The sequence below is a fragment of the Nocardioides sp. CPCC 206348 genome (genome assembly GCF_048654705.1).
Lineage (GTDB): Bacteria > Actinomycetota > Actinomycetes > Propionibacteriales > Nocardioidaceae > Nocardioides.
On sequence record NZ_JBMCZA010000198.1, the window covers coordinates 87,898 to 108,587 of the forward strand.

Genomic DNA, 20,690 nt, shown 5'->3' on the forward strand with positions numbered 1-20,690 from the left:
CAGTGCCGCCCACGGATCTTGTGGGGCCTGGCGCTAGGTGATAGCAGTCATCTATGACCATCCCGGCCGCAGCAGGCCCAGCACCCGACGGCGATCAGGTTCGCCCCCGGGTGCTGGTCGTTGACGACGACGCGAGCATCCGTACAGTCGTGCGCTGGCAACTTGACGACGCCGGCTACGAGGTACTGGAGGCCGCCGACGGTCCGACCGCCATCGTGGCGATCGCCGATCAGTCCCCGACGCTAGTGGTCCTCGACCTCTCGTTGCCGACCCTCGGCGGACTGGACGTCCTGCGGGCGGTCCGATCCGGGCGCGCCGGGGCCTCCCGGACCCTACCGATCGTCATTCTGTCCGGCCGGAGCGGTGAGACCGACCGCATCATGGGTCTCGACCTAGGTGCAGACGACTACCTGGTCAAGCCGTTCTCCACCGGCGAGTTGTTGGCGCGCGTCCGTTCGGTCCTGCGCCGCTCAGGCCCGGAGCCCACTGACTCGATCATCGCGGGTCCTTTGCGGATCGAGGTCACTACCCGAGAGGTCTGGCTGAAGGACACCCTCATCGACCTGACGCCCAAGGAGTTCGAGTTGCTGACCTTCCTTGCCAGACACCCGCGGCATGTATTCACCAGGCCGCAACTGCTCGAACGCGTGTGGAAGTCAGCCGACTGGCTGGGCGAGGCGACCGTGACTGAGCACATCCACCGGGTGCGGAACAAACTAGAGGCACCAGGCACCACCGGCTTGATTCGCACGGTGCACGGCGTCGGCTACCAGTTGGACGTGCCGGCATGAACAGGCGCGTCGAGGGACACGCAGCCCTGCGCGACACTGAAACCGGCTTCGACTTCGGGCCACAAGACGCTGCCGTCGTGCTCCGTCGGCACACCGAGATCCTCGAGTTGATCGCCGCCGCCGCTCCCCTGAAGACCATGCTCGAGCGCATCCTCCAGGCGATCGAAGAGCTGATACCAGACGCCTACTGCTCGATCCTGCTGCTAGACCGGTCCGGGCAACGACTTCACCATGGCGCCGCGCCTCGCCTACCCAGCGCCTACATAGTCGCCATCGACGGGCTCCGTCCCGGTCCCTCTGCGGGGTCCTGTGGCACCGCGGCGTACCTGAACGAGCGGGTCATCGTGCCCGACGTGCGGCTCGATCCGAGGTGGCAGGAGTACCGGCAGGCAGCGCAGGCTGCTGGCCTGGTCGCTTGTTGGTCCACGCCGATCCCCGGTAGGGAAGGCTTCCCCAGCGGTACGTTCGCCGTGTACCACCGCCGTCCGCAACAGCCGTCAGCCCGTGAACTGCGGTTGGTTGACCGCTTCACCTACCTGGCGTCGGTGGCCATTGAGCACAGCCATCTGGTCGGTGACCTGATCGAGAACGAGGAGCTGTTCCGGAGGTCGTTCGAGGACAACGCCGCTGGCATGGCGTTGCTGGCGCTGGACCAACGCATCGAACGTGTCAACCATGCCATGGTCGACATCACCGGCTACACCGCCAGCGAACTCACCGGACAGCCGCTAGGACTGGTGTTCACCGACGACGCCTGGGCCGAGTCCACCGTCGCCGAGATGCTGGCGGGTCGCCTCGATCACATCACCCAGCAGACCTATCTGCGAACCGGGACCGGTGACCAGGTCCCCGTCGAGGCAACCGCCGCTGTCGTACGGGGCGCTGACAACCGGCCCCGGCTGTTCGCCATCACCGTCTTGGATCTGACCGAACGGCAGGCGGTCGAGGCAGCCGAGAGTGCCCGACGGGAGGCCGAGGTGGCTCGACGCACGGCCGATGAACACAGCCGGGCCAAATCGGAGCTCCTGACCGCGGTAAGTCATGAGGTGCGCAGCCCGTTGCAGGCCATCAAGGGCTTCACCGAACTCCTCGGCACCCTCGACCTGGATGGTCCGCGTCGCCAGGAGGCGCTAAGGCGGATCAACACCGCCGCAGATCACCTGCTCGCCCTGGTCACCGAAGTCCTGGACATTAGCCGGGTGGAGGCGGACGTCCTTCCCCTGAACCTCGAGGATGTACAGGTTGTCGACGCGGTCCGCGATGCCATCGATCTGGTTGCGGCCGAGGCAGATGCACGAGCCGTCGAGATCCGTCTACGAGCCGGCACCCGCGTTGCGGCGTACATTGACCGCCGCAGGCTCGTCCAGATCGTGCTCAATCTGCTCGCCAACGCCGTGCGCCATGGCGCGCCCGCGGGGCTCATCGAGGTACTGATCGAGGAAGAGGAAGAGAATATCTCGGTCACCGTGTCTGACAACGGGCCAGGTATCCCGGCGGACCTTCTCCCCCACTTGTTTACGCCGTTCGTTCGGGGATCCGGCGTGGAGGTCGACGGCTACGGGCTGGGTCTGGTCCTTGCTAGCAGTTTGGCGACCGCGATGGGCGGTGACCTGACGGTCGAGAACCGAAAGGAGGGGGGCGCACGATTCCGGCTGCGTCTCCGGCCCGACATCAGGGGCGAGCAATCATGAGAGTTGTCGGACTCGGAGGCGGCATCGGCGCCTCCCGGCTGTGGACCATCATGATCGACCCTGCACGGCACCTCGACCTGACCGTGGCAGTCAATACTGGCGAGGATCTCTGGCTGCACGGCCTGCGCGTGTGTCCCGATCTCGATACCGTGCTGTATGCACTGAGCGGCCGCCAGGACACAAGCCGCGGATGGGGCGTCAAGGAGGAGACGTGGCAATGTATGACCACGCTGAGTGAGATCGCCGGCAACCAGTGGTTCAACTTGGGTGACCGAGACCTGGCCGTTCACCTTTTCCGCACCGGCCAACTCCGCGCCGGACACCGCTTGAGTGACATTACCTCCGAGATTGCCCGGGCCTTCCAGGTCGGATGCAAGATCCTCCCGGCCACCGAAGCCGAAGTGACCTCACGTGTGGTCACTTGCGACGGCCGAGATCTGCACTACCAGGAGTTCCTGGTGCGCGAGCACGCCGACGTTGACGTCCTTCGCTCGTATGTCGCCGGGATGGACGACGCACAACCCGTCGAAGGGTTGCTGGACGACATCTCAGCCGCCGACCTGGTGGTCATCGCGCCAAGCAACCCCATCGCGAGCCTGCAACCCATCCTGCAATTGCAGGGGATGCGAGCGGCACTTCAATCGGCGCGACAGCGGACGGTGGTGGTGTCACCGACCGTGGAGACGGTGCCGATTGATGACGAGGGTGAGGCCGGCAGAGCTCGAAGCCGTGCCCGCCTCCTGAAGGCCGCCGGCTACGAGCCGACGCCAGTGGGGGTGGCGCTGTTCTATGCCGACGTCGCCGGGGTGTTCGTACTCGATCGGGCGGACGCTGCATTCGCGAACGAGATCGAAGCAGTGGGTCTCCGAGTGGTCCTAGCCGACACCTTGGTCCACCGAGGAGCCGACCCGGGGCTCTTGGTCGACGCCGTGCTGTCCGGCGTAGAAAACGCTGAGCTGCGGTGACTCCGAACCGCCACTAGCGGTTGGGCGTGCCTCTCGCTCCGGGCAGCGGGCCGAAGGCGTCGACGAGCCCCTAATGCTTCAGGCATGCAGATGGCGTGGTCACTTACCTGCCGCGGTCTGAGCATCCGCCATTTCGGGGGCTGGCGATGCTTGGCTTGGCTGGCTGCTGATGAGTTCGTCGGCGTCGATGTAGTAAGGGTTGTCGATCACCATTCCCCCCAGTAGCGCCTTCGGATGAGTCTTCAACACATCCATCACCACCTCCCCCGAGCATCGGTTAAGGTCGTAGAGACATAGATTGATCTGCGGGAAGTCGCGCATGATCCGATTGATTTCGGCCTCGTAACTGATCAGCGACTCGAAGCAGACCGACTCTCGGTGCGCCCAGCTCATGTCTCCCAGGTTGCGAACTGGAGCTTCGGGGACGGTGTCGCCCCACAGAGCACGGCCCTTTGACTCCCAGAACTGCAGCATCTCCTCAACCAGGAACGTCCCGCGACTCAGGTAAGTATCGTCTGCCGTCAAAACCTCCAAGTGATGCGCGTCAAGGTGCGGGGCGAGGTCAATGTCCTGAGCCAGCCGGTCAAGCACCTGTGTCGGGGTACAACTGTCCACAACACAGGTGCACGACGCGCCCTCGGCCAGACCTTCTTCTATGAAGGGGATCACGATCGCGTCACGTTCGTGGTCATTGCGGTAGAAACCGCACAGGTGGTCCCCCGCAGCCATGCCTGCACCGGCAGGAAAGAAGTCGTCGGTGTTCGTCATCCCATCTCCATTCTGAGCCGGGTCGCCGCGGGGGCACCTGAATCCCGCTGCACGTTTCCCATTGGTCTGCGTGCGACTTACGGGCATCGCCTTAGAGTTCGCTCCGGACCATCTCGACCGCCGCTGCCATCGAGCGTAGCTTCGCGTAGGCCGTGGTGCGAGAGAAGTAACCAAGCCCGCAGTCGGGGGACACCAGGAGCCTGTCGGCCGGCACGATTTCAAGCCGCTTCCGGATCCGCTCGGCGATGACCTCAGGGGTCTCGACCATCGTGTTCTTGGCGTCGACTACTCCCAGACCCAGGACCTTGTCGGTTGGGAAGTCACGGAAGGCTTCCAGCTCGCCAAACTCGGAGCTGCAGCTCTCGAGTTGGATCACGTCCACGGGGGACGCCTTGAACAACGGCATCATGTCGCGGGTCTTCGCCTCGAAGACGTCCCGCTGACCATCCACGCTCCCGTAGCAGACATGCCAGAACTTCATGACCTCCACACCGTCGAACATCAGTTCTTGCACCTCGATCTGCCACGACTCCTGCGTGTACGGAGCAAGTACGTCGATCAGTTGCACAGCCTCCAGGCCCATCCCCGCCAGGTATTTCAGTTCGTGGTTCATCGCAATCGCCAGGTCGCGCGCGACATCAACCGGATCGGAATAGAACTGGTTGTCCACGATGATGCTCTGTTGCGCAGGGCCGAGGAACGCGACCTTGAACGGCCGGTCGGTAGCGAGCTTCATGGCGTTGACGACCGACTCGAAGATGGGGCGCTTCCATTCAATCTTCTCGGCAACCACTGCCTTGTAGAACGGCGCGTACTTCGCTCCGTCACCGGGAGGGCCGTAGGGCCGGAACCCGCCGAGGTTCTCGGGGATGAAATGGAAGATCGGCTCCAACTGGAAGCCTGGGGCCTCCCACTCGTAGTACTGCGCGCCGTCACAGAGGATGTCGAGGCGGGCCTGTTCCTGCTCGTGGGCGCAGATCTTCGTCGCGTCCTCGAAGGTAACTCGCGCGTTGTGGCTGCGGTAGACCGGCTCATTCAGCGAGCCGAGTACTCGACCCTGTAGCCAGTGCGGCCGCGGAAACGCGGAGACAGCCGACGTTGGCAGCAAGACTTCTTCTTCCCGAATTTTCATGCTCGTACTCCTCAGTTGGTTGCTGCAGGCTGCGGGACCGCAACCGTGGTGGGTGCCGAGATGCCAAGTGCCTGTTGGACCGCTCGCACGACCCGCTCTGGGGTTACCGCGACCTCCGCCTCGAGCACGCTGGCCACCGGGTAGGGAATGTTTCCGCCGGAGACTCGGACCGGTGGTCCGGCGAGCTCACCGAACGCCTCTTCCACAACAATCGAGCTCAGTGAGGCACCCCACCCCAGTTGACCGGGGTTTTCCTCGGCGATCACGAGCCGGTGGGTGCGGGCGACGGACTCGAGGACCGCCTGTGCATCCAGCGGGACAAGGGAACGGAGGTCGATCACCTCAGCGGAGATGCCTTGGGCAGCGAGCTGCTCAGCGGCCGCCAGGCAAGTCACCACCGTGATGGAGAGCCCGACCAGCGTGACGTCCCGACCGGTGCGCACAGTCCGCGCACAGCCGAGCGGGATGACCAGATCGCCCTCAGGCACCTCCTCGACAGCCCCGTAGAGCGCCTTGTGCTCGAATACCAGCACCGGGTCTGGGTCCTGGATGGCAGCCGCCAAGAGGCCCTTCATCTCGGCCGGGGTGGCGGGGGAAACGATCTTGAGGCCAGGAACCGTCATCGCCCAGTTCTCGCATGCCTGACCGTGCTGGCTTCCAAATCCCAGGCTGCCAAAGCCGTTGGCTCCGCGCAGCACGAGCGGGATGGCGACCTGTCCGCCGGTCATGTATCGCGTCTTGGCGATCTCGTTGACCACTTGATCCCAGCACGTGGCGTAGAAGTCGGAGAACATGATCTCTGCGATGGGTCGCAGCCCGGCCATGGCGGCACCCATAGCCGCTCCGGCGATCGCTTGCTCGGAGATCGGCGTGTCCCAAATTCGCCGCGGGCCGAACTCATCAAGCAAACCGGCAGTTGTCTTGAAGACACCGCCGATGGCAACGTCCTCGCCCAGCACGATGACACGCTCATCTCTGCGCATCTCCTGCGCCAGTGCGTCGCGCACCGCGTTGCGGAAACTCAGTTGCGCCACGACGAACTCCCGTCGCTCCATAGGTCGGTCCAGACTCCCGACGCGTCCGGTGGAGGCGCCTCTAGGACCGCCTCGGTCAGCGCGTTCAACTCGTCTCGCGCGTCGGTCCAGATCTGTTCCGCCGCCGACTCATCGAGGAGTCCCGCAGCGATCAGCTGCTCCCGGTAGACCAGGAGCGGGTCACGGGAGCGCCACCGTTCGACCTCCTCGGCGGGACGGTACTTCCCGGCGTCGGCCGCCGAGTGTCCCTTCAGGCGGTAGGTGTCGGCCTCCACGAGGGCAGGCCCCCGGCCACAACGCGCGTCCTCGATCGCGGCCCCGATGACGCGACGCACCTCGGTGAGGTCGTTCCCGTCCACCACGATCGGGGTCATTCCGTAGGCGGCTGCCTTGTCCGCAGCGGGACGCGCGGTTGGGATCATCGCCGAGATCGGGGTGTACTCCATGTACTGATTGTTCTCGCAGACGAATACGATCGGGAGCTTCCATACCGCTGCCAAGTTCAGCGCCTCGTGGAAGGCCCCGATGTTGACCGTCCCGTCGCCGAAGAAGCAGACGGTAACCGCATCGTTCCCCTGGATCTGGTCCGCCCAGGCCAACCCGTTGGCGATAGTCAGGTGAGCACCGACGATGGCGTAGGAGCCGTAGTAGCCATGCTCGACGCTAGTGATGTGCATCGAGCCGCCCTTGCCGGCGCAGATCCCGCCCTCACGGCCGAGTAGTTCGCGCAGGATTGACTCTGGCGAGGCACCGCGGGCGAGGGCGTGGGCGTGACCCCGATAGGTCCCGATCGAACGGTCCCCGGAGCGCAGAAGTGAACCAACGCCGACTGCGATCGCCTCCTGGCCCAGGCCAAGGTGTGCCGGGCCATGCACCCGTCCCTGGCGGTACAGGGCATCGACCTTCTCCAGGAATCGGCGGATGTTTACGACCTTCTGGAAGAGTTCGACGTTGGGGACCTCCCCGTCCTCGAGTGTTCTCGTTGCCACGGTTTCCTGAGTCACTCGGCCCGTCCTAGTGTCGACTGTTGGTTCCACTTGTGTGACCGTAGTCACGCGTGGAGCCGTGTCGCACCGTCCTGCAGGGGCGAAAGTCAGCGGGACGTCCGCCCCACTGGGGGCAGTGCTCACTCAGTGGTGAACGGCCTGCAGCACCAGCGAGGCGCGCGTTGCGAGTTGCAGGTTGAAGTTGGTCTCGGGGTCGTTGAGGTCGAACCCGGTCAGTTCCCGAATCCGCTGCAACCTGTATTTGAGGGTGCTGCGATGCACCATCAACGCCTTCGCCGTCTCGGTGTAGTGACCGCCTTCGGCCAGATAGACGGTAAGCGTGTGCAGGAGTTCGGCGCCTTTGCCCGCGTCATAGTCAATGAGCGCCCCGAGCCAGGTGCGGACGAAGGCGTCCACGTGTCCTAGTTCGGGAATTGCGGCGAACATACGGAACACCCCCAGGTCGTCATACTCGGTTGAGCGTGGCGCTCCTCCCAAGACCTGAAGGAGGCGCAAGGCCAGTTGCGCCTCACGCAGAGACTCTGGTACCTCTGAGGGGCGCTGGCGGGCACTACCTGCGCTCAGGTTGCATTGGCGACCCCCTCGCTCTCGGACAATGACCTCACGCAAAGGCTCCCAGTCCCCCGAACCGCTGGTGACGATGACGACCGAGCCGGTGAGAGTGCCGAGCAAGCCAATGATCCCGACCTCGCGCATCGCCCGACGCACGGCGTGTAGCATGTCGTCCTCGCTTCCTGCCGAGCTGGGCGAGTCAACCAGCAGCACCCTGTGCTCGGACCCGAGGTCGTAGCCGAGCGCATCCGCACGGGCATAGGCGCTCTCGTCGTCGATGCCTGCAAGCAGATCGTGCAGCAGATCGCGGCGCAGCCGGATCTCTGCGTCCGCAAGACCCCGAACCCGCGCGAGTTCAACGGCGAGCGCAGTGGCGCTGTGCTCGAGCGCCATGATGTCTGCCGCGTCGCACGAGTCCTCTGGGTCGACGAGTGCAATGAGCCCCGCGACCCCTGGTCGAGGCGAGGCCATAGCAACGATTCGTCCACCGTGACGGAGGGATCCGGGCTGGGACCCCAACTTGCGCACCAAGACCTCGTGCTCTTGCGCTGACAACTTCGAGTACGGCGTTGGCTCGCCCGGCCCAGCCCACGCGCGCAGGTTTCCATGGCGGTCCTCGATCGCGACAGGACGTCCCGACAATTCGTGCAGAATCTGGGCGATGCCGTTCGACCCCTCGCCCGACGCGACAGCTGCCGTCAGTCGGGCGTGAATCTCAGTGCCGCGCCGCAAGTCCGCCACGGTCTGTTCCAACGCTGCGTTGGCGGACTCGAGTTCGACGGTCTGCTGACGTTCGATGGCCCGAAGTCGGGCGTTCGACGCAGCCACGGCGGTCTGTTGGGCGAGCACCTTGATCAGGAACCCCTCCTCCTGACTCGGCGGTTGGTCGGCGGATGCGATGAGGTGCCCAAGCATCCCGCCTGGAGTTCGCATTGGAGTGGCATAGGTCCAGGGCGCGACAGGCCACGACAACCGGCCCCCCATTTCTTCTAATCGCGTGAGTGCGACCGCGAGGTCCTCAGGGATCCGCTGCCGATGATGCGCAGTGCCTCGGGCAGTCCAGAGCACATCCTCATCGACAAAGGCGAACGCATGGACCCGCCATGATCCAAACGAGGATGCAGACGACGTCGCCAGATTGAGGATCTGGTCCTCGTCGGGGCTTTCGGTCATCAAGATCGACAACACCAACAGCCCTCGCATGTTGGTGAGTTGTTCTCGCAAAGCGACCGGAGACAAGTCAAATACGCCTCCGCCGCTGTCGGCTGCATGACCCCGCTCTGGGATCGCCTGTGTCGGGTCCATCTCAGGGTCAGGCTACCTCCGCCACGACGCGCGTGACCCGTCCTATCTGGACTAGAAAGCAGCCATTCTGTGTCCCGCTGGGACGAGGAGCCTACTGTCCGTTGCGTTCCCAGTGAGCTTCAAACAGGTCCTGCTCGTCGATCACGCGGGGCGGGATTGGCCGGGAGACCCAGGTCAGGTTCACGAAGTGACGCGCATTCACGTTCTCCGTGGTGACGTTCCCGCCCCAGGTTCCGCAGCTCAGGCTCAGCGTGAACGGCAGTCCGTTGCGCGGGCTGCCGGCGCCTTCGTTGAGGCTCTGATTCACCATCACGCGTGCCGTGCGGGTACCAGCTGCGAGCGCCTCGACGTGCGCGTCGCGGGACGTGTGGATGCCGCAGGTGTGTCCCAGGCCCTGGTAGGTCGTGATCGCGTTGACCAAGGCGACCGCCTGATCGATGCCGCCCGTGTAGCTGTAGGCCGCCAGGACGACGGAGAGCTTCTCCCCGGAGAACGGGTGCGCCGGGCCGGTGCCGTCTTCTTCGACCACGAGAAACGCGGTCTCCGGAGGCACCACGAAGCCGGCGAGCTCAGCGATCGTCGCGGCCGGCTTGGCGATCACCTCGATTGCCGGGATCTCTCCTCCATCAGGCCACATCACGTGCTGCAGAGCAGCTTTCTCGTCAGGGCTACACACGTGGCCGTGCCGAGCCCGGAGGCGGCCGATGAGTGCGTCGTACACCGTGCTCTCGATCACGAGCGAGTTGTCGGCCAGGCAGCTTGTCGCCAGGTCGAAGGTCTTCGCAGTCACGATCATCTCGGCGGCGTCGTCGAGATCCGCGGTCTGGTCGATGACGTGCACCGAGTTGCCCACGCCGACACCGTATGCCGGGGTGCCGGAGCTATAAGCAGCCTTGACCATGCCTGCACCCCCAGTGGCGACGATCAGGTCGGCCTGCTGCATGAGAGCAGTGGTCTTTCCCATCGAAGGAGAAGGAAGGCTCTGCACCAAATCCTCTGGCGCACCTACCTGGGCACAAGCGGCACGCATCAACTCGACTGCAAGTTCGCTGGTCTTCCGGGTCCGCGGATGTGGAGCAACAATGATCGCGTTGCGGCCCTTCAAAGCCATCATCGCTTTCATCGGGGGGGTCGCATCCGGACCTGTGGTGGGAATCAGAGCCGCCACCACACCCACAGGTTTCGCGATCTTGACCAAGCCCCGTTCCGGGAGTTCCTCGACCACGCCGACGGTTCGTACGTCGCGCATGTCGGCTAGCAGGCCGACCACCCGCCGCTGAATCTTCATCAGTTTGTCCTCATAGGTTCCGAAGCCACCCTCGTCCACGGCCAGGCGGGCCAGCGCCTGCGCGTGATCGGGGCGGACAACGGCCCACGCAAGCGCTGTCACGAGGCCGTCGACCCGATCCTGGTCCCAGTCCGCGATCCTCTCGGAGGCTGCACGAGCGGCGGCTACAACACGGGCGACCTCGTCCGCGTCGTCCTGTGCGGTTGGCTTAGTGGCGAGAGTGGTGGTCATGACTGCATCGTGCACTTTCCGAGCCGGACAACGAACCGGCCCGACGGGACGAAAGCCCCTCGATTCGCGGACCTCCGAGGACACGTCCGCAGCATGCTCGCACCAAGATGGCCACCTAGCTTTCGGTACCGGCGCGAACAACCGCCCGGGCCGCCGACACCAGGGCGGTCTCGGCTTCTCGATGGGCGGTCCGGCGTGCGTTTAGCCAATCTCGGTGCAGCTTCACCTCCGGGCGCAGCGCCCTCATCTCCTGTCGGACCTGAGCAGGACCACAGCCGCCCAACTCCTGGCGGGTACAGACCGCCTGGACCGGATCGAGGATCGCCGCGACATCGACAGCCCCATCACGCAACAAGTTGTCACTGCCAGTGACAGCCGCGGCCGCCTCGTTGACCGACTCAGTTGACAGCCCGTGTCCCGTCGCGAGGCTAACTGCCACAGCTCGGCCGACGATCCGGTAGCTCGTCCGGTAATCCACCCCGGTGCAGCGAGTAATCGCGTCAGCCAGGTCGGTAGCGGCAGTCTGCTCGTCATGAGCACTCTGCGCGAGCGCCTCATCGTCCAACTCCAGTCGCTCCACCACCGCTCGGGCCAGCGCCAACAGCCGGGTGGCCAGTGCCAGCGAGGAGGTCACCTCGCCGTAGGTGTGAAGCCAGTTGTCAGTCTGGCCAGACGGCGTACGGCACGTTGTCAGCAAGCCGGTCAGCCGACCGACCAATGTGCCCGCCCCAGCCCTGATCACGGCGAGGGCGTAGGGGTTGCGCTTCTGCGGCATCAGGACTGAGGCCCGACAGTGTGAGGCGTGGAGCTGCACCAATCCGAACCCTGGGCTCGCGAAGATTTGCAGATCCTCGGCCAAACGCGATGCGGTCAGCGTGGCCTGGACGGCCACTGTCACCGCATCCACGAGCCCGTCGAGATTCCACATCGTGTCCCTGGTGTTGCGCCCGACAGCTGAGAACCCGAGGAGATCTGCAAGGCCTGTTCGATCAAGGCTCATGCGGGTCCCGCCTACCCCACCCGAGCCTGCCGGCGAGATATCAGCCCATACGTACGCAGCCTTCAGACGTGGCAGGTGTCGCGCTGCCTCCTCAGCGAAGCTCGCCAGGTAGTGACCAAAGGTCGAAGGCTGCGCCGGCTGCAGGTAGGTGAGGTCGGACCAAACGACTTCGGCGGCTGACACTGCCCTATCCGCCACAACGTCAGTGAACGCCGCCACTGCATCGCCAAGGTCGAGAAGTTGGTCGCGCAGGGACAGCCGGAACGCGATCCGACCAGCCTCTCGGCGGGTGCGGCCAAGATGGACCCAACCTGCGAGATCGCCCGCACGCCTGACTAGTTCTTGCTCGCGACTGTTGTACGCGTCGCCGAGTCGGACATCGAACTGGAAATCAGCGAAGGTCACTTCGCCGAGTTCAAGCAGCTGGGTGAGCAAGGCAGGCGCCGCTGCCTCGGGCATCAGCCGCTGCCGGTCCAGCGAGATCACGTGTGCCAGGTCGGCGAGGTGAAGGCCATGGTGCAGCATTTCGGCATCGCCCAGCTCAAGCCGATATCCAGCTTCGATCAGTTCGGGTGCAGGTCCTTCGGATATACGTCCTGAGGTTCCGAGGTATCCCTCGGGGATCGCTGCGGTCACAGTGCCATCTCTTTTGCGAACAGAGTCGGCGCGCCTCCGGAGACCAGGAACACCACAGGTCCTTTCTCCTCGCCCGCCCTTGCACTCCCAATGAGCGCGGCCATGGCCTTGGCCCCGAAACACGGATCGAGGAGGACCCCTTCGGTCCTGGCCACGAGTGCCGCTGCGGCCTTCCCCTCCTCGGAGGGGACTCCGTATCCGGGACCGATCCACGCGTCGCGCACATCGACCGAAGCAGAGTCAGGAGCGGGTAGTTGGAGCAGGCCCGCGGCACCGATGGCGAGGTCCTGCACCCTCCTGACGCACTCGGCCACTGGCCGACTGACACTTACGCCTACCACCCGGTCCAGCTCACCGGTCGCGATTGCCAGGACAGTCCCGGCCTGAGTGCCGCACGAACCGGTCGCCAGCCAGACGACCGGAGTCTGCAACCCGATGCGATCCGCTTGCTCGCGGATCTCGCGGGCACCGAGGTAGAAACCCACGCTACCGAGCGCCACGGCACCGCCGCGGGGAAGGACAAGCGGTCGGCGTGAACGTCTCTCAAGGTCGGCGGCGACCTCTTCGATGAGCGCATCGACCGACGACCGCGCGGAGTCGCCAGAAAACATCACCGTCGCTCCGGTGAACTCTTGAGCCAGGCGCAGGTTCCCCGTCGCGTCCGGCGGAGGATCGCCGTAGAAGCACAGAACCGACGCCATCTCGCAGCGCTGGGCGCTGAGCGCCGCCAGCATCGACCAGTTGGAATGCGGCCCGGACCCTGTCACGAGGACGTCACACCCACGAGCCAGGCCGTCGCCCAGGATCAACTCGAGCGCGCGCACCTTTGCGCCGCCCAGACCGATCCCGGTGAGATCGTCGCGCTTGAACCAGATCGGGACACCCAACTCCTCCGACAGTCGGGGGGCCGCGTGCAGGGGAGTTGGCAGGCACGCGAGCCGCACCCGCGCTAGCCGCTGCACTATCCTTTCAAAGGCCGTCGCACTCATCGACCCCTCCTCCGCTTGGGTCACCGACGGTGAACATGTCCGTCTGACCCACCACGGCGTCAACGAACCGAGGAATTGAGCCCAAGGCCTGGTCCGGATCCAGCAGCCGATCTAGCTCGGCCGAGTCCAGCGCCAGCCCCGGAGCGGAGGCCAACGCGGATTCCAAAGCCGTCCGGAGGTCAACGCCGCGCTCGCGACCCTCACGCGCCGCCTGTTGCACGAGCCGCTGGGCCGTGTGCTTGCCGATGTTGTCCGACAGAGCCCGCATGACCGGCCCGGACATCGGGTAGCCGCCCAGCCGGTCGAGGTTCGCGCGCATCCTGTCGGCGTCCACCTCAAGCCCTTCCAGCAGCCGGATGGCAGCAGCGACGCTCGCACCTGCGTACATACAGGCCTCGGGAATGATCAGCCACTCGGTCTTCCACGCCCGGCCGTCCCGTTCGTGCCCGTGGACCATTCCCTCCAGAGCCAATGACGCAGCAGCACGCACGAGCCGTGCCAGCGTGTTGACCAGCTCGGAAAGCTCGGGGTTGCGCTTGTGCGGCATCGTGATGCTGCCCACCGTGCCGTCCGTGAGTGGCTCACGCAGTTCACCGATCTCGTCGCGCTGGAGTTCGTACACCTCGTCGCCGATCTTCGCGATCGTCCCGGTTACCAGCGCAAGCAAGGACAGGAACTCGGCTACGCCATCGCGGGCGGTCAACCACGGAACAGTCGGTATGGCGAGCCCCAGCCGGTTGGCAAAGGCGACGGACATCGACTCGGCTTCCCCACCCCAAAACTCCATCGTGCCCAGACCGCCGCCGATCTGCACCAGCTCGCGCCGGGACCTGCCTTCCTCGAGCCGGTCGAGGTGTCGGTCGAGCTCTGCCGCCCACACCGCCGCCTTGAAACCGAAGGTGATGGGAAGCCCTGGCTGACCGTGGGTGCGGCCGCACATGACGGTGTTGCGATGGCGGTTGGCCAACGCAGCAGCGGCTCCTCGGGCGCGATCGAGATCGCGCTGAAGCAGCGTCGTCATGGTCCGCATCACCAGGGCGAACCACGTGTCGGTCAGGTCCTGAACCGTTGCACCGTAGTAGACCCACTCGCCGGCCTCCTTGGGGAGCACCTCCTGGAGCATCTGGATGAGTCCCATGGTGGAGTGGCCGGTCTCCCGCGTTCGGACGCCGAGCTCGGCCATGTCGGGGCGCCATGTGGTCACGGTGCGACGGATCGCCTCCGCTGCGGCCTGCGGAACCAGGCCGGTATCCGCCTGCGCCTCGGCGAGTGTTGCCAGGATGTCCAGCCACGCGGATGTCCGGCCCTCGTCGGTGAACAGCGCGCGCACCTCGGGCGAGGCCCACAAGTGGCCATAGACCTCGGAGTCAGTCAGGTGCGCACTCACAGGCCCTCGATTCCCGCGACTGGCACGGTGCGGGCCGAGCCGAGGGGGCCGGTTTCGGCGACCGGGCCTAGGCCATTGAGCAGACGCAGGGCGAGGCGCACCTCATCGAGCGTCGAGCCCCAAGGTACGACCACCCGATCCCCATGACGCTCGACGCCACGCTCCAGCATGCAGCACTTAGTGAGAACTCGACCGGTGAGGTGATCAGCGGCGCGGATGCTCGGGCAGAAATCCACCTGCCGTGCGTCCGTACCGTAGAAGTGTCGGTGGAACTGTTGCGAGCGTCCACAGCCCACCAACAGCCAGCCCTCCCGTGCGGGCGGATGCGTGTCGAGAAAGGCGACGTCACCGGGCAAGTCGACGCCAGAGCCCCGACACGGGAGCAGGTAGACCGGAGCGCGGTGCTCACGAGCAAGCTCGCGGATGTCGACGGCGTCGAGCACCAGATCGATGGGAGGGAGATCTTCGTCGAAGGCGACGGCTGCGCGGGCCATCTCGTACAACTTCGCCGGCTCGGGCGGGATGACCTCGGTGACAGTCACCCGTACCGGCTCGGGCCGCCAGATGACGTTGACATGCTCATAGCGACCCTGCACGGCATAAGCGTCCACATCCGGGCTCAGCGCGAGCTCCACCGCCTTGGCCAGGGCCGTCGCACTGCCGACGTCGACCGTCGCGTCTTCAAGCCAGGTGGTACGGGCAGGGCCGGATAGGACCCGCAATTGCACCACCGGAGCGAGCAACGGCGCTTCGTTTGCGGTACGCACCTCGACCAGAGCCAGCCGTGCGTCGTTGCGCAACAGCAGCCACCGGGTGCGTCGATAGACCTCGCGGCCCATCAGAAAGGCAGTCACCGCGTCGGTGTCGTCTAGGTCTACTTCGACGTCTTGCAGCGACAGCCCCCGGTAAGGACGCGAGATCGTATTCGGGATGGGCAGCGGTATCACCGGCGTGACGAGCTTCCAAGCATCAACGACCCGACGAGTGCGGTGTCGGCGCGCAGGCCGAGCCGGAGCGTCTCTAGGGCTACGAGGTCGTCGGGGCCGATGTTGCCGAGATTGACCGAAGGTCCCAGCGACCGGATGAACCAGGTCTGCTGCGCCTTCTGGGGCGCCTCGAAGATCATACGATCAACGGGTACTCGCGAAGTCAGCTTCGCGATGAGGTCTTCGCGCACGTGGCCGTCAGCACCGTAGAGCCCAACCGTTCCGCTTTCACGTCCCTCCGCGATCACCCAGGCAGCGCCCGACTCCAGGTCACGCTCCATCTCTGCCGCCCAAGAAGCGGCGAGAACCGGTGGGCGGTCGTCCTTGCTTCCGACCTCTGCGAGAACCGTGAAGTCGGCACTAAGAGTGCGGATCAGCTGACTCTTTCGGTCCGCATCGAGCACACCGAGACCGTTGGAAACCTCAATCATGGAGACGCCGATTTCGAGGGCCCAGACGCGCAACTCATCGACCCGGTTCTGGGCCGCGGCGATCTCCAAAAGCGTGCCGCCCAAACAGACTGGGACCCCTGCACGAGCGTACGTTTGGATGCGACGCTGTGCCGAGGAGTCGACGTAGGCGATACCCCAGCCGATCTTCACGATGTCGACCAGGTCCACGTGACTTTCAAGCAGTTCGCGAGTCGCGATGACGCCCAGTCCCTTGTCGAGCATATGCGTTAGGCCCGCAACGCGCGGTTTCCCTGAACGTCCAGGAACTGCCAGGAATGAGGGTGGGTACATCCGATCGTCTCCTCCTGCGTCGCGCTCGTCACGTCGTGATTGACGCTGACTCAACGGGACGCTAGGCCTGATCGCCGGGGTCCACCCCGGCCCAAGAGGGCAAAGAACCAGCGGTTGTTCGCCCTTTTAGGCTATGGGTCGATCGGCATCACCCTCCCTAGGTTGGCCGGGTGTCCAACCATCTTCGGCGCAACCCAGCGGAGCGCCTCCTCGTGATCGGCGGAGGTGCGGCCGGGATGTCGGCCGCCTCCGCGGCACGCCGGACAGACCCGGACCTTCAGATAACCGTCCTCGAGTCAGGTCGCTACTCCGCCTACGGTGTCTGTGGCATTCCCTACTATCTGGCCGGCCTGGTCGCGGACGCCGCCTCCTTGATCGCGCATCCGCCGACCGAGTTCATCGAACATCGCCGCATCGACCTGCGCCATTCCGTCGAGGTCGTGGCACTCGACCTCAATGAACGCACGGCACAAACATCAGACAGCGAGACCCTGGAATTCTCGACGCTGGTTTACGCAGCAGGCGCTGAACCGATCGTCCCACCGACGCTCCGGACCGAAGACCCGAGAGTCGTAACGGTCCGCAGCCTCGATGACGCGATGGCTCTGCGTGCCCGGCTCCCCGAGGTGGCCCGAGCCGTCGTCGTCGGCGCGGGTTACGTGGGTCTTGAGGTCGCGGACTGCTTGGCCCACCGGGGTGTGAAAACGACTGTCGTGGACCGGTTACCGCGCGTGATGTCAACGCTCGACGAGGTCATCGCGGAGCGCGTCGAGGTCGAGGTGCGAAAGCACGTCCAACTGGACCTCGGTTCAAGCCTCCGAGGGCTCCAACTGCGCACCGACGCAGTGGTCGTCGAGCTAGACGACCACGAGTTGACTGCAGACCTTGTCGTACTCGCGCTCGGCGTACGTCCCCGCACCGGCCTACTCGCTGCTGCCAGCCTCGCAACATCGCAGGCAGGTGCACTGCTGGTCAACGAACGAATGCAGACGTCGCACGCCGGTGTCTTCGCCGCGGGCGACAGCGTCGCGCACCACCACCGAGTCCTGGCCGCACCGTCGTACGTGCCGCTCGGGCCCGCCGCGAACAAGACCGGCCGTGTCGCGGGCATCGTCGCAGCCGGTGGGGACGCAGCCTTCGCTGGTGTCGTGGGGACAGCCGTCGTCAAGGTCTTCGACCTCGAGGTCGCACACACAGGGCTTTCGCTCGAGCAGGCCAGGGCCGCAGGCCTAGATGCTGTCGCTGCTGATGTGTCCGCGAAGACGCGCGCAAAGTACTACCCGAGCTCGGCAGCCATGCATGTTCGGCTGGTCCACGAACGCGGTGGACGTATCCTCGGAGCCCAGATCGTCGGAGCCGACGGCGCGGCCAAGCGGATCGATGTGGTCGCAGCGGCGTTGCACTCCGGCTCGACCGTCGATGACCTGGCCGGCTTCGATCTCGCCTATGCGCCTCCCTTCTCCCCTGTCTACGACCCGATCACGCAGGTGGCCCAGGCCGCCCAGCGTGAGGCGAACCGTCCGTCAGCCGTCGCCGGGAGCCGCGGACTATGAACCGTGTGGTCGTCGCTCATGGCATCGGGAGCCCGACGCTCGAGACGCTGAAGATGGAGAGCCTTCTGGTAAGGGCACTCGGCTTGGAGTACAGGTCCATCGCATGTTGACCGGCAGGCTCAGCGGCAAGGTCGCCCTCATCACTGGTGGTGGGGCTGGGATCGGCCGTGCCGCAGCCCACCTCTTTGCGGCCGAAGGAGCGGCGGTTGGCGTTCTCGACGTCGACCGAGTTGCCGCGACCCGGGTCGCTGACGAGTTGACGGCAAAGGGCGCACGGGCCATCGCCGTTGCGGCGAATGTCTCGGTCGATGTTGAGGTCTGCGCAGCTGTTCGGACACTGGTGGAGTCGCTCGGTCCGGTGAACGTGCTCTACAACAACGCCGGCGTCGCCAGTACCGGTGCCGTGGATGTCGCCGACGAGGACGACTGGGACCGCTGTATGGCGATCAACGCCAAAGGAACCTTCCTTGCTTCTCGGGCCGTGTTGCCGAGCATGCTGGCGGCTGGAGGGGGCTCGATCATCAACCAGGCCTCGGTCGCCGCAATCGTGGGTGTGGCGAACTTCGCGGCGTACTGCGCCGCCAAGGGTGCGGTGCTGGCGCTAACCAGGTCCATGTCGGTGGACCTGGCACCACGAGGCGTCCGCGTCAACGTCATCGCGCCGGGCACGGTCTACACCCCGCTGATGGAACCGCTCCTAAGGGCGCGCGGCGACGGAGACCTGGAACGCGGACTTGCGATGACGCTCGTGAAGTACCCCATCGGCAGGCTTGCCCAGCCTGAGGACATCGCAGCCGCCGCCTTGTACCTCGCCGGGAGCGAGTCGGCCTTCGTCACCGGCTCAGTGCTGACGGTCGACGGCGGAATGACCAGCCAATGAAGGAAGAAGGAGCGCGATGTTCGTCGATCAGGACAAAGTAGGCGATCTGCCGTCGGCCGCTGCCCGAGTGCGCGACGGGGACATGGTGGCGCTGGGCGGCGGCCTGTCCTCCCGGCTTCCGATGGCCCTCGTCCGAGAGTTGGTAAGGCTCGGCCGGCGGAACCTGCACGTCGTGGGCTCTGCCCACGGCATGGACGTCGACCTTCTCGTCGCCGCGGGCGCAGTCTCGGTTTGCGAAGAGAGTTATGTGGGCTTCGAACAGGACCTTGGGCTCGCCCCTTCCTACCGGCGCGCGGCGGAGGCAGGCGAGCTGGAGATTCGCGAGACCTGCTGTGTAACGATGCTGACCCAACTGCGCGCGGCACAGATGGGCCTCCCCTTCCTCCCCGTTCGCGGAGTGAAGGGGACCGACATCCGTCGAATGCACCCTGAGTACGCCGAGACAGTGTGCCCGTTTACCGGGGAGACACTCGTCGCCGTACCGCCGCTTGAGCCAGACGTTGCCCTGATCCACGCCCCGATTGGCGATCGGGCTGGAAATCTGCACCTGGAGCAGCCTTACGTGCTCGACGAACACTTCGCCCGTGCTGCTCGACAGGTCGTGGCGACGGTCGACCGGTTGGTCACGACCGAGGAGGTCGTGGCGACCGGTGTCACCATTCCAGGACACCGCGTATCGGTCGTGGTCGAGGTTCCGTTCGGGGCACACCCGACCTCCTGCTACCCCGGGTACGCCTACGACCGGCAACACCTGGCGACGTACGTAGCGGCGGCCGGACAGACCCAAACGGCTCAGGAATACCTAACGAACTGGGTAACGCGACTCGGCGGCGAAGATGCCTACCGTGCGGCGCTGGGCCAGGACCGGCTGGACCGACTGATGTCATGGTCGCACTCGATCGAGGAGTGGAAGGAACTGTTCGCATGAACTGGACACTGCCTGAGTGGTTCGTGGTCACGCTGGCCCGGACGATCTCTGACCGTGAGGTCGTCTTCCACGGGTTCGGGAGTCCTTGCGCGCAAGTGGCTATGCACGTTGCCCGCCGTACGCACGCGCCGAACATGCTCCTGATCGAGGGGGCGATGTACGCCGTCAACCCGGACCCGCCCTTTGTGCCGCCGACCAGCAACGACCATGCCCTGAAATACGGGGCGGCCTACAGCATGCGCTTCGAAGAATTCTTCGACGCCGCCTGCCGAGGCGAAGTCGACCGGATGTTTCTCTCCGGTGGCCAGATCGACCCCTACGGCAACACCAATGTCACCGCCGTCGGGCCGCTGGATCGACTGAAGGTGAAGTTGGGTGGTGGTGGCGGCGGTTGCAACATCTCGGCGACCATCCAGAACCTGACGCTCTGGACGACCCGGCACCGCTCCGGCCGGACGCTCGTACGCGAGTGCGACTTCATCACCGACTTCGGCCATCGCTCCCCGGGTGGCAGCAGGGTCGAGCTCGGCTACACAGGTGGGGGGCCACAGCACCTCGTCACCGAACTCGGGGTGTTCCACTACGACGACGCTGGACGCTCCCGCCTGGTTCAGCTGTTCCCCGACGTGACACTCGAAGAGGTGGAGCGCTCGACCGGCTTCGAGCTGCAAATCTCCTCGGATCTGGGCACGGTGCCCGTACCGACGCCGGAGGAGCTTGAAATGGTGCGCGCCGTTGACCCGCTTGCTGTACATGCAAGTGAGTTCGACTCTGCCGAACTCGACCGCACCTTCACGTCCGAGCCTGCGATCGCCTGAGTATGG

General features: G+C 65.2%; 18 protein-coding genes. 7 read left to right on the plus strand and 11 right to left on the minus strand.

The features are described 5' to 3' along the window. The first annotated feature begins 53 nt into the window (after positions 1 to 53). Genes ACOADB_RS18860 through cofD form a run of 3 tightly spaced genes read left to right on the plus strand, consistent with a single transcriptional unit; the run spans position 54 to position 3,447 of the window. Positions 54 to 791, plus strand: coding sequence for a response regulator (locus ACOADB_RS18860; RefSeq protein WP_378601891.1), 738 nt, complete (start codon positions 54 to 56; stop codon positions 789 to 791). Further along, entirely contained in the window at positions 788 to 2,482 is a 1,695-nt protein-coding gene (locus ACOADB_RS18865; protein WP_378601894.1) for an ATP-binding protein, read from the plus strand. The genes ACOADB_RS18860 and ACOADB_RS18865 overlap by 4 nt, the downstream gene beginning before the upstream one ends. Then, positions 2,479 to 3,447: a 2-phospho-L-lactate transferase gene (cofD, locus tag ACOADB_RS18870; RefSeq protein ID WP_378601897.1), complete on the plus strand. Its 969-nt coding sequence runs from the start codon at positions 2,479 to 2,481 to the stop codon at positions 3,445 to 3,447. The genes ACOADB_RS18865 and cofD overlap by 4 nt, the downstream gene beginning before the upstream one ends. Before the next feature lie 99 nt (positions 3,448 to 3,546). Here cofD and ACOADB_RS18875 read toward each other — a convergent pair whose 3' ends face one another. The 11 genes from ACOADB_RS18875 to ACOADB_RS18925 form a co-directional block, all read right to left on the minus strand. Further along, positions 3,547 to 4,215, minus strand: coding sequence for an MEDS domain-containing protein (locus tag ACOADB_RS18875; RefSeq protein WP_378601900.1), 669 nt, complete (start codon positions 4,213 to 4,215; stop codon positions 3,547 to 3,549). A gap of 91 nt (positions 4,216 to 4,306) precedes the next feature. Beyond that, positions 4,307 to 5,347, minus strand: coding sequence for a hypothetical protein (locus tag ACOADB_RS18880; RefSeq protein ID WP_378601903.1), 1,041 nt, complete (start codon positions 5,345 to 5,347; stop codon positions 4,307 to 4,309). An 11-nt stretch (positions 5,348 to 5,358) separates the two neighbouring features. Continuing rightward, positions 5,359 to 6,381: an alpha-ketoacid dehydrogenase subunit beta gene (locus tag ACOADB_RS18885; RefSeq protein WP_378601906.1), complete on the minus strand. Its 1,023-nt coding sequence runs from the start codon at positions 6,379 to 6,381 to the stop codon at positions 5,359 to 5,361. Next, the gene (locus ACOADB_RS18890) at positions 6,369 to 7,385 is read right to left on the minus strand and encodes a thiamine pyrophosphate-dependent dehydrogenase E1 component subunit alpha (RefSeq protein ID WP_378601909.1); all 1,017 of its coding nucleotides are present in this window, start codon (positions 7,383 to 7,385) and stop codon (positions 6,369 to 6,371) included. The genes ACOADB_RS18885 and ACOADB_RS18890 overlap by 13 nt, the downstream gene beginning before the upstream one ends. Before the next feature lie 126 nt (positions 7,386 to 7,511). Continuing rightward, entirely contained in the window at positions 7,512 to 9,245 is a 1,734-nt protein-coding gene (locus ACOADB_RS18895) for a PucR family transcriptional regulator (RefSeq protein WP_378601912.1), read from the minus strand. Positions 9,246 to 9,336: 91 nt separating this feature from the next. After that, entirely contained in the window at positions 9,337 to 10,764 is a 1,428-nt protein-coding gene (locus ACOADB_RS18900) for an aldehyde dehydrogenase family protein (RefSeq protein ID WP_378601915.1), read from the minus strand. Between the two features lie 115 nt (positions 10,765 to 10,879). Next, positions 10,880 to 12,400 carry a lyase family protein gene (locus ACOADB_RS18905; RefSeq protein WP_378601918.1) on the minus strand — a complete coding sequence of 507 codons (1,521 nt, stop codon included), beginning with the start codon at positions 12,398 to 12,400 and terminating at the stop codon, positions 10,880 to 10,882. Next, positions 12,397 to 13,389, minus strand: a complete 993-nt coding sequence (locus ACOADB_RS18910) for a 1-aminocyclopropane-1-carboxylate deaminase/D-cysteine desulfhydrase (RefSeq protein WP_378601921.1) — start codon at positions 13,387 to 13,389, stop codon at positions 12,397 to 12,399. Before ACOADB_RS18910 ends, ACOADB_RS18905 begins: the two co-directional genes overlap by 4 nt. Continuing rightward, entirely contained in the window at positions 13,370 to 14,776 is a 1,407-nt protein-coding gene (locus ACOADB_RS18915; RefSeq protein WP_378601924.1) for a class-II fumarase/aspartase family protein, read from the minus strand. The genes ACOADB_RS18910 and ACOADB_RS18915 overlap by 20 nt, the downstream gene beginning before the upstream one ends. Further along, the gene (locus ACOADB_RS18920) at positions 14,773 to 15,723 is read right to left on the minus strand and encodes a DUF7714 family protein (RefSeq protein WP_420281053.1); all 951 of its coding nucleotides are present in this window, start codon (positions 15,721 to 15,723) and stop codon (positions 14,773 to 14,775) included. Before ACOADB_RS18920 ends, ACOADB_RS18915 begins: the two co-directional genes overlap by 4 nt. After that, positions 15,720 to 16,505: a phosphosulfolactate synthase gene (locus ACOADB_RS18925; RefSeq protein WP_378601930.1), complete on the minus strand. Its 786-nt coding sequence runs from the start codon at positions 16,503 to 16,505 to the stop codon at positions 15,720 to 15,722. Before ACOADB_RS18925 ends, ACOADB_RS18920 begins: the two co-directional genes overlap by 4 nt. 170 nt (positions 16,506 to 16,675) lie before the next feature. On the opposite strand from ACOADB_RS18925, the gene ACOADB_RS18930 reads away from it, so the two are divergent. From ACOADB_RS18930 to ACOADB_RS18945, 4 genes are read left to right on the plus strand one after another with little or no spacing between them, the layout of a single operon-like run. Continuing rightward, positions 16,676 to 18,058, plus strand: a complete 1,383-nt coding sequence (locus tag ACOADB_RS18930) for an FAD-dependent oxidoreductase (RefSeq protein ID WP_378601933.1) — start codon at positions 16,676 to 16,678, stop codon at positions 18,056 to 18,058. After that, positions 18,012 to 18,938 (plus strand): SDR family NAD(P)-dependent oxidoreductase, encoded by a 927-nt coding sequence (locus ACOADB_RS18935; RefSeq protein WP_378601936.1) that lies wholly within the window; start codon positions 18,012 to 18,014, stop codon positions 18,936 to 18,938. The genes ACOADB_RS18930 and ACOADB_RS18935 overlap by 47 nt, the downstream gene beginning before the upstream one ends. A 16-nt stretch (positions 18,939 to 18,954) precedes the next feature. Beyond that, entirely contained in the window at positions 18,955 to 19,866 is a 912-nt protein-coding gene (locus tag ACOADB_RS18940) for a CoA transferase subunit A (protein ID WP_378601939.1), read from the plus strand. Beyond that, the gene (locus ACOADB_RS18945) at positions 19,863 to 20,684 is read left to right on the plus strand and encodes a CoA-transferase subunit beta (RefSeq protein ID WP_378601942.1); all 822 of its coding nucleotides are present in this window, start codon (positions 19,863 to 19,865) and stop codon (positions 20,682 to 20,684) included. Before ACOADB_RS18940 ends, ACOADB_RS18945 begins: the two co-directional genes overlap by 4 nt. Positions 20,685 to 20,690: the final 6 nt, after the last annotated feature.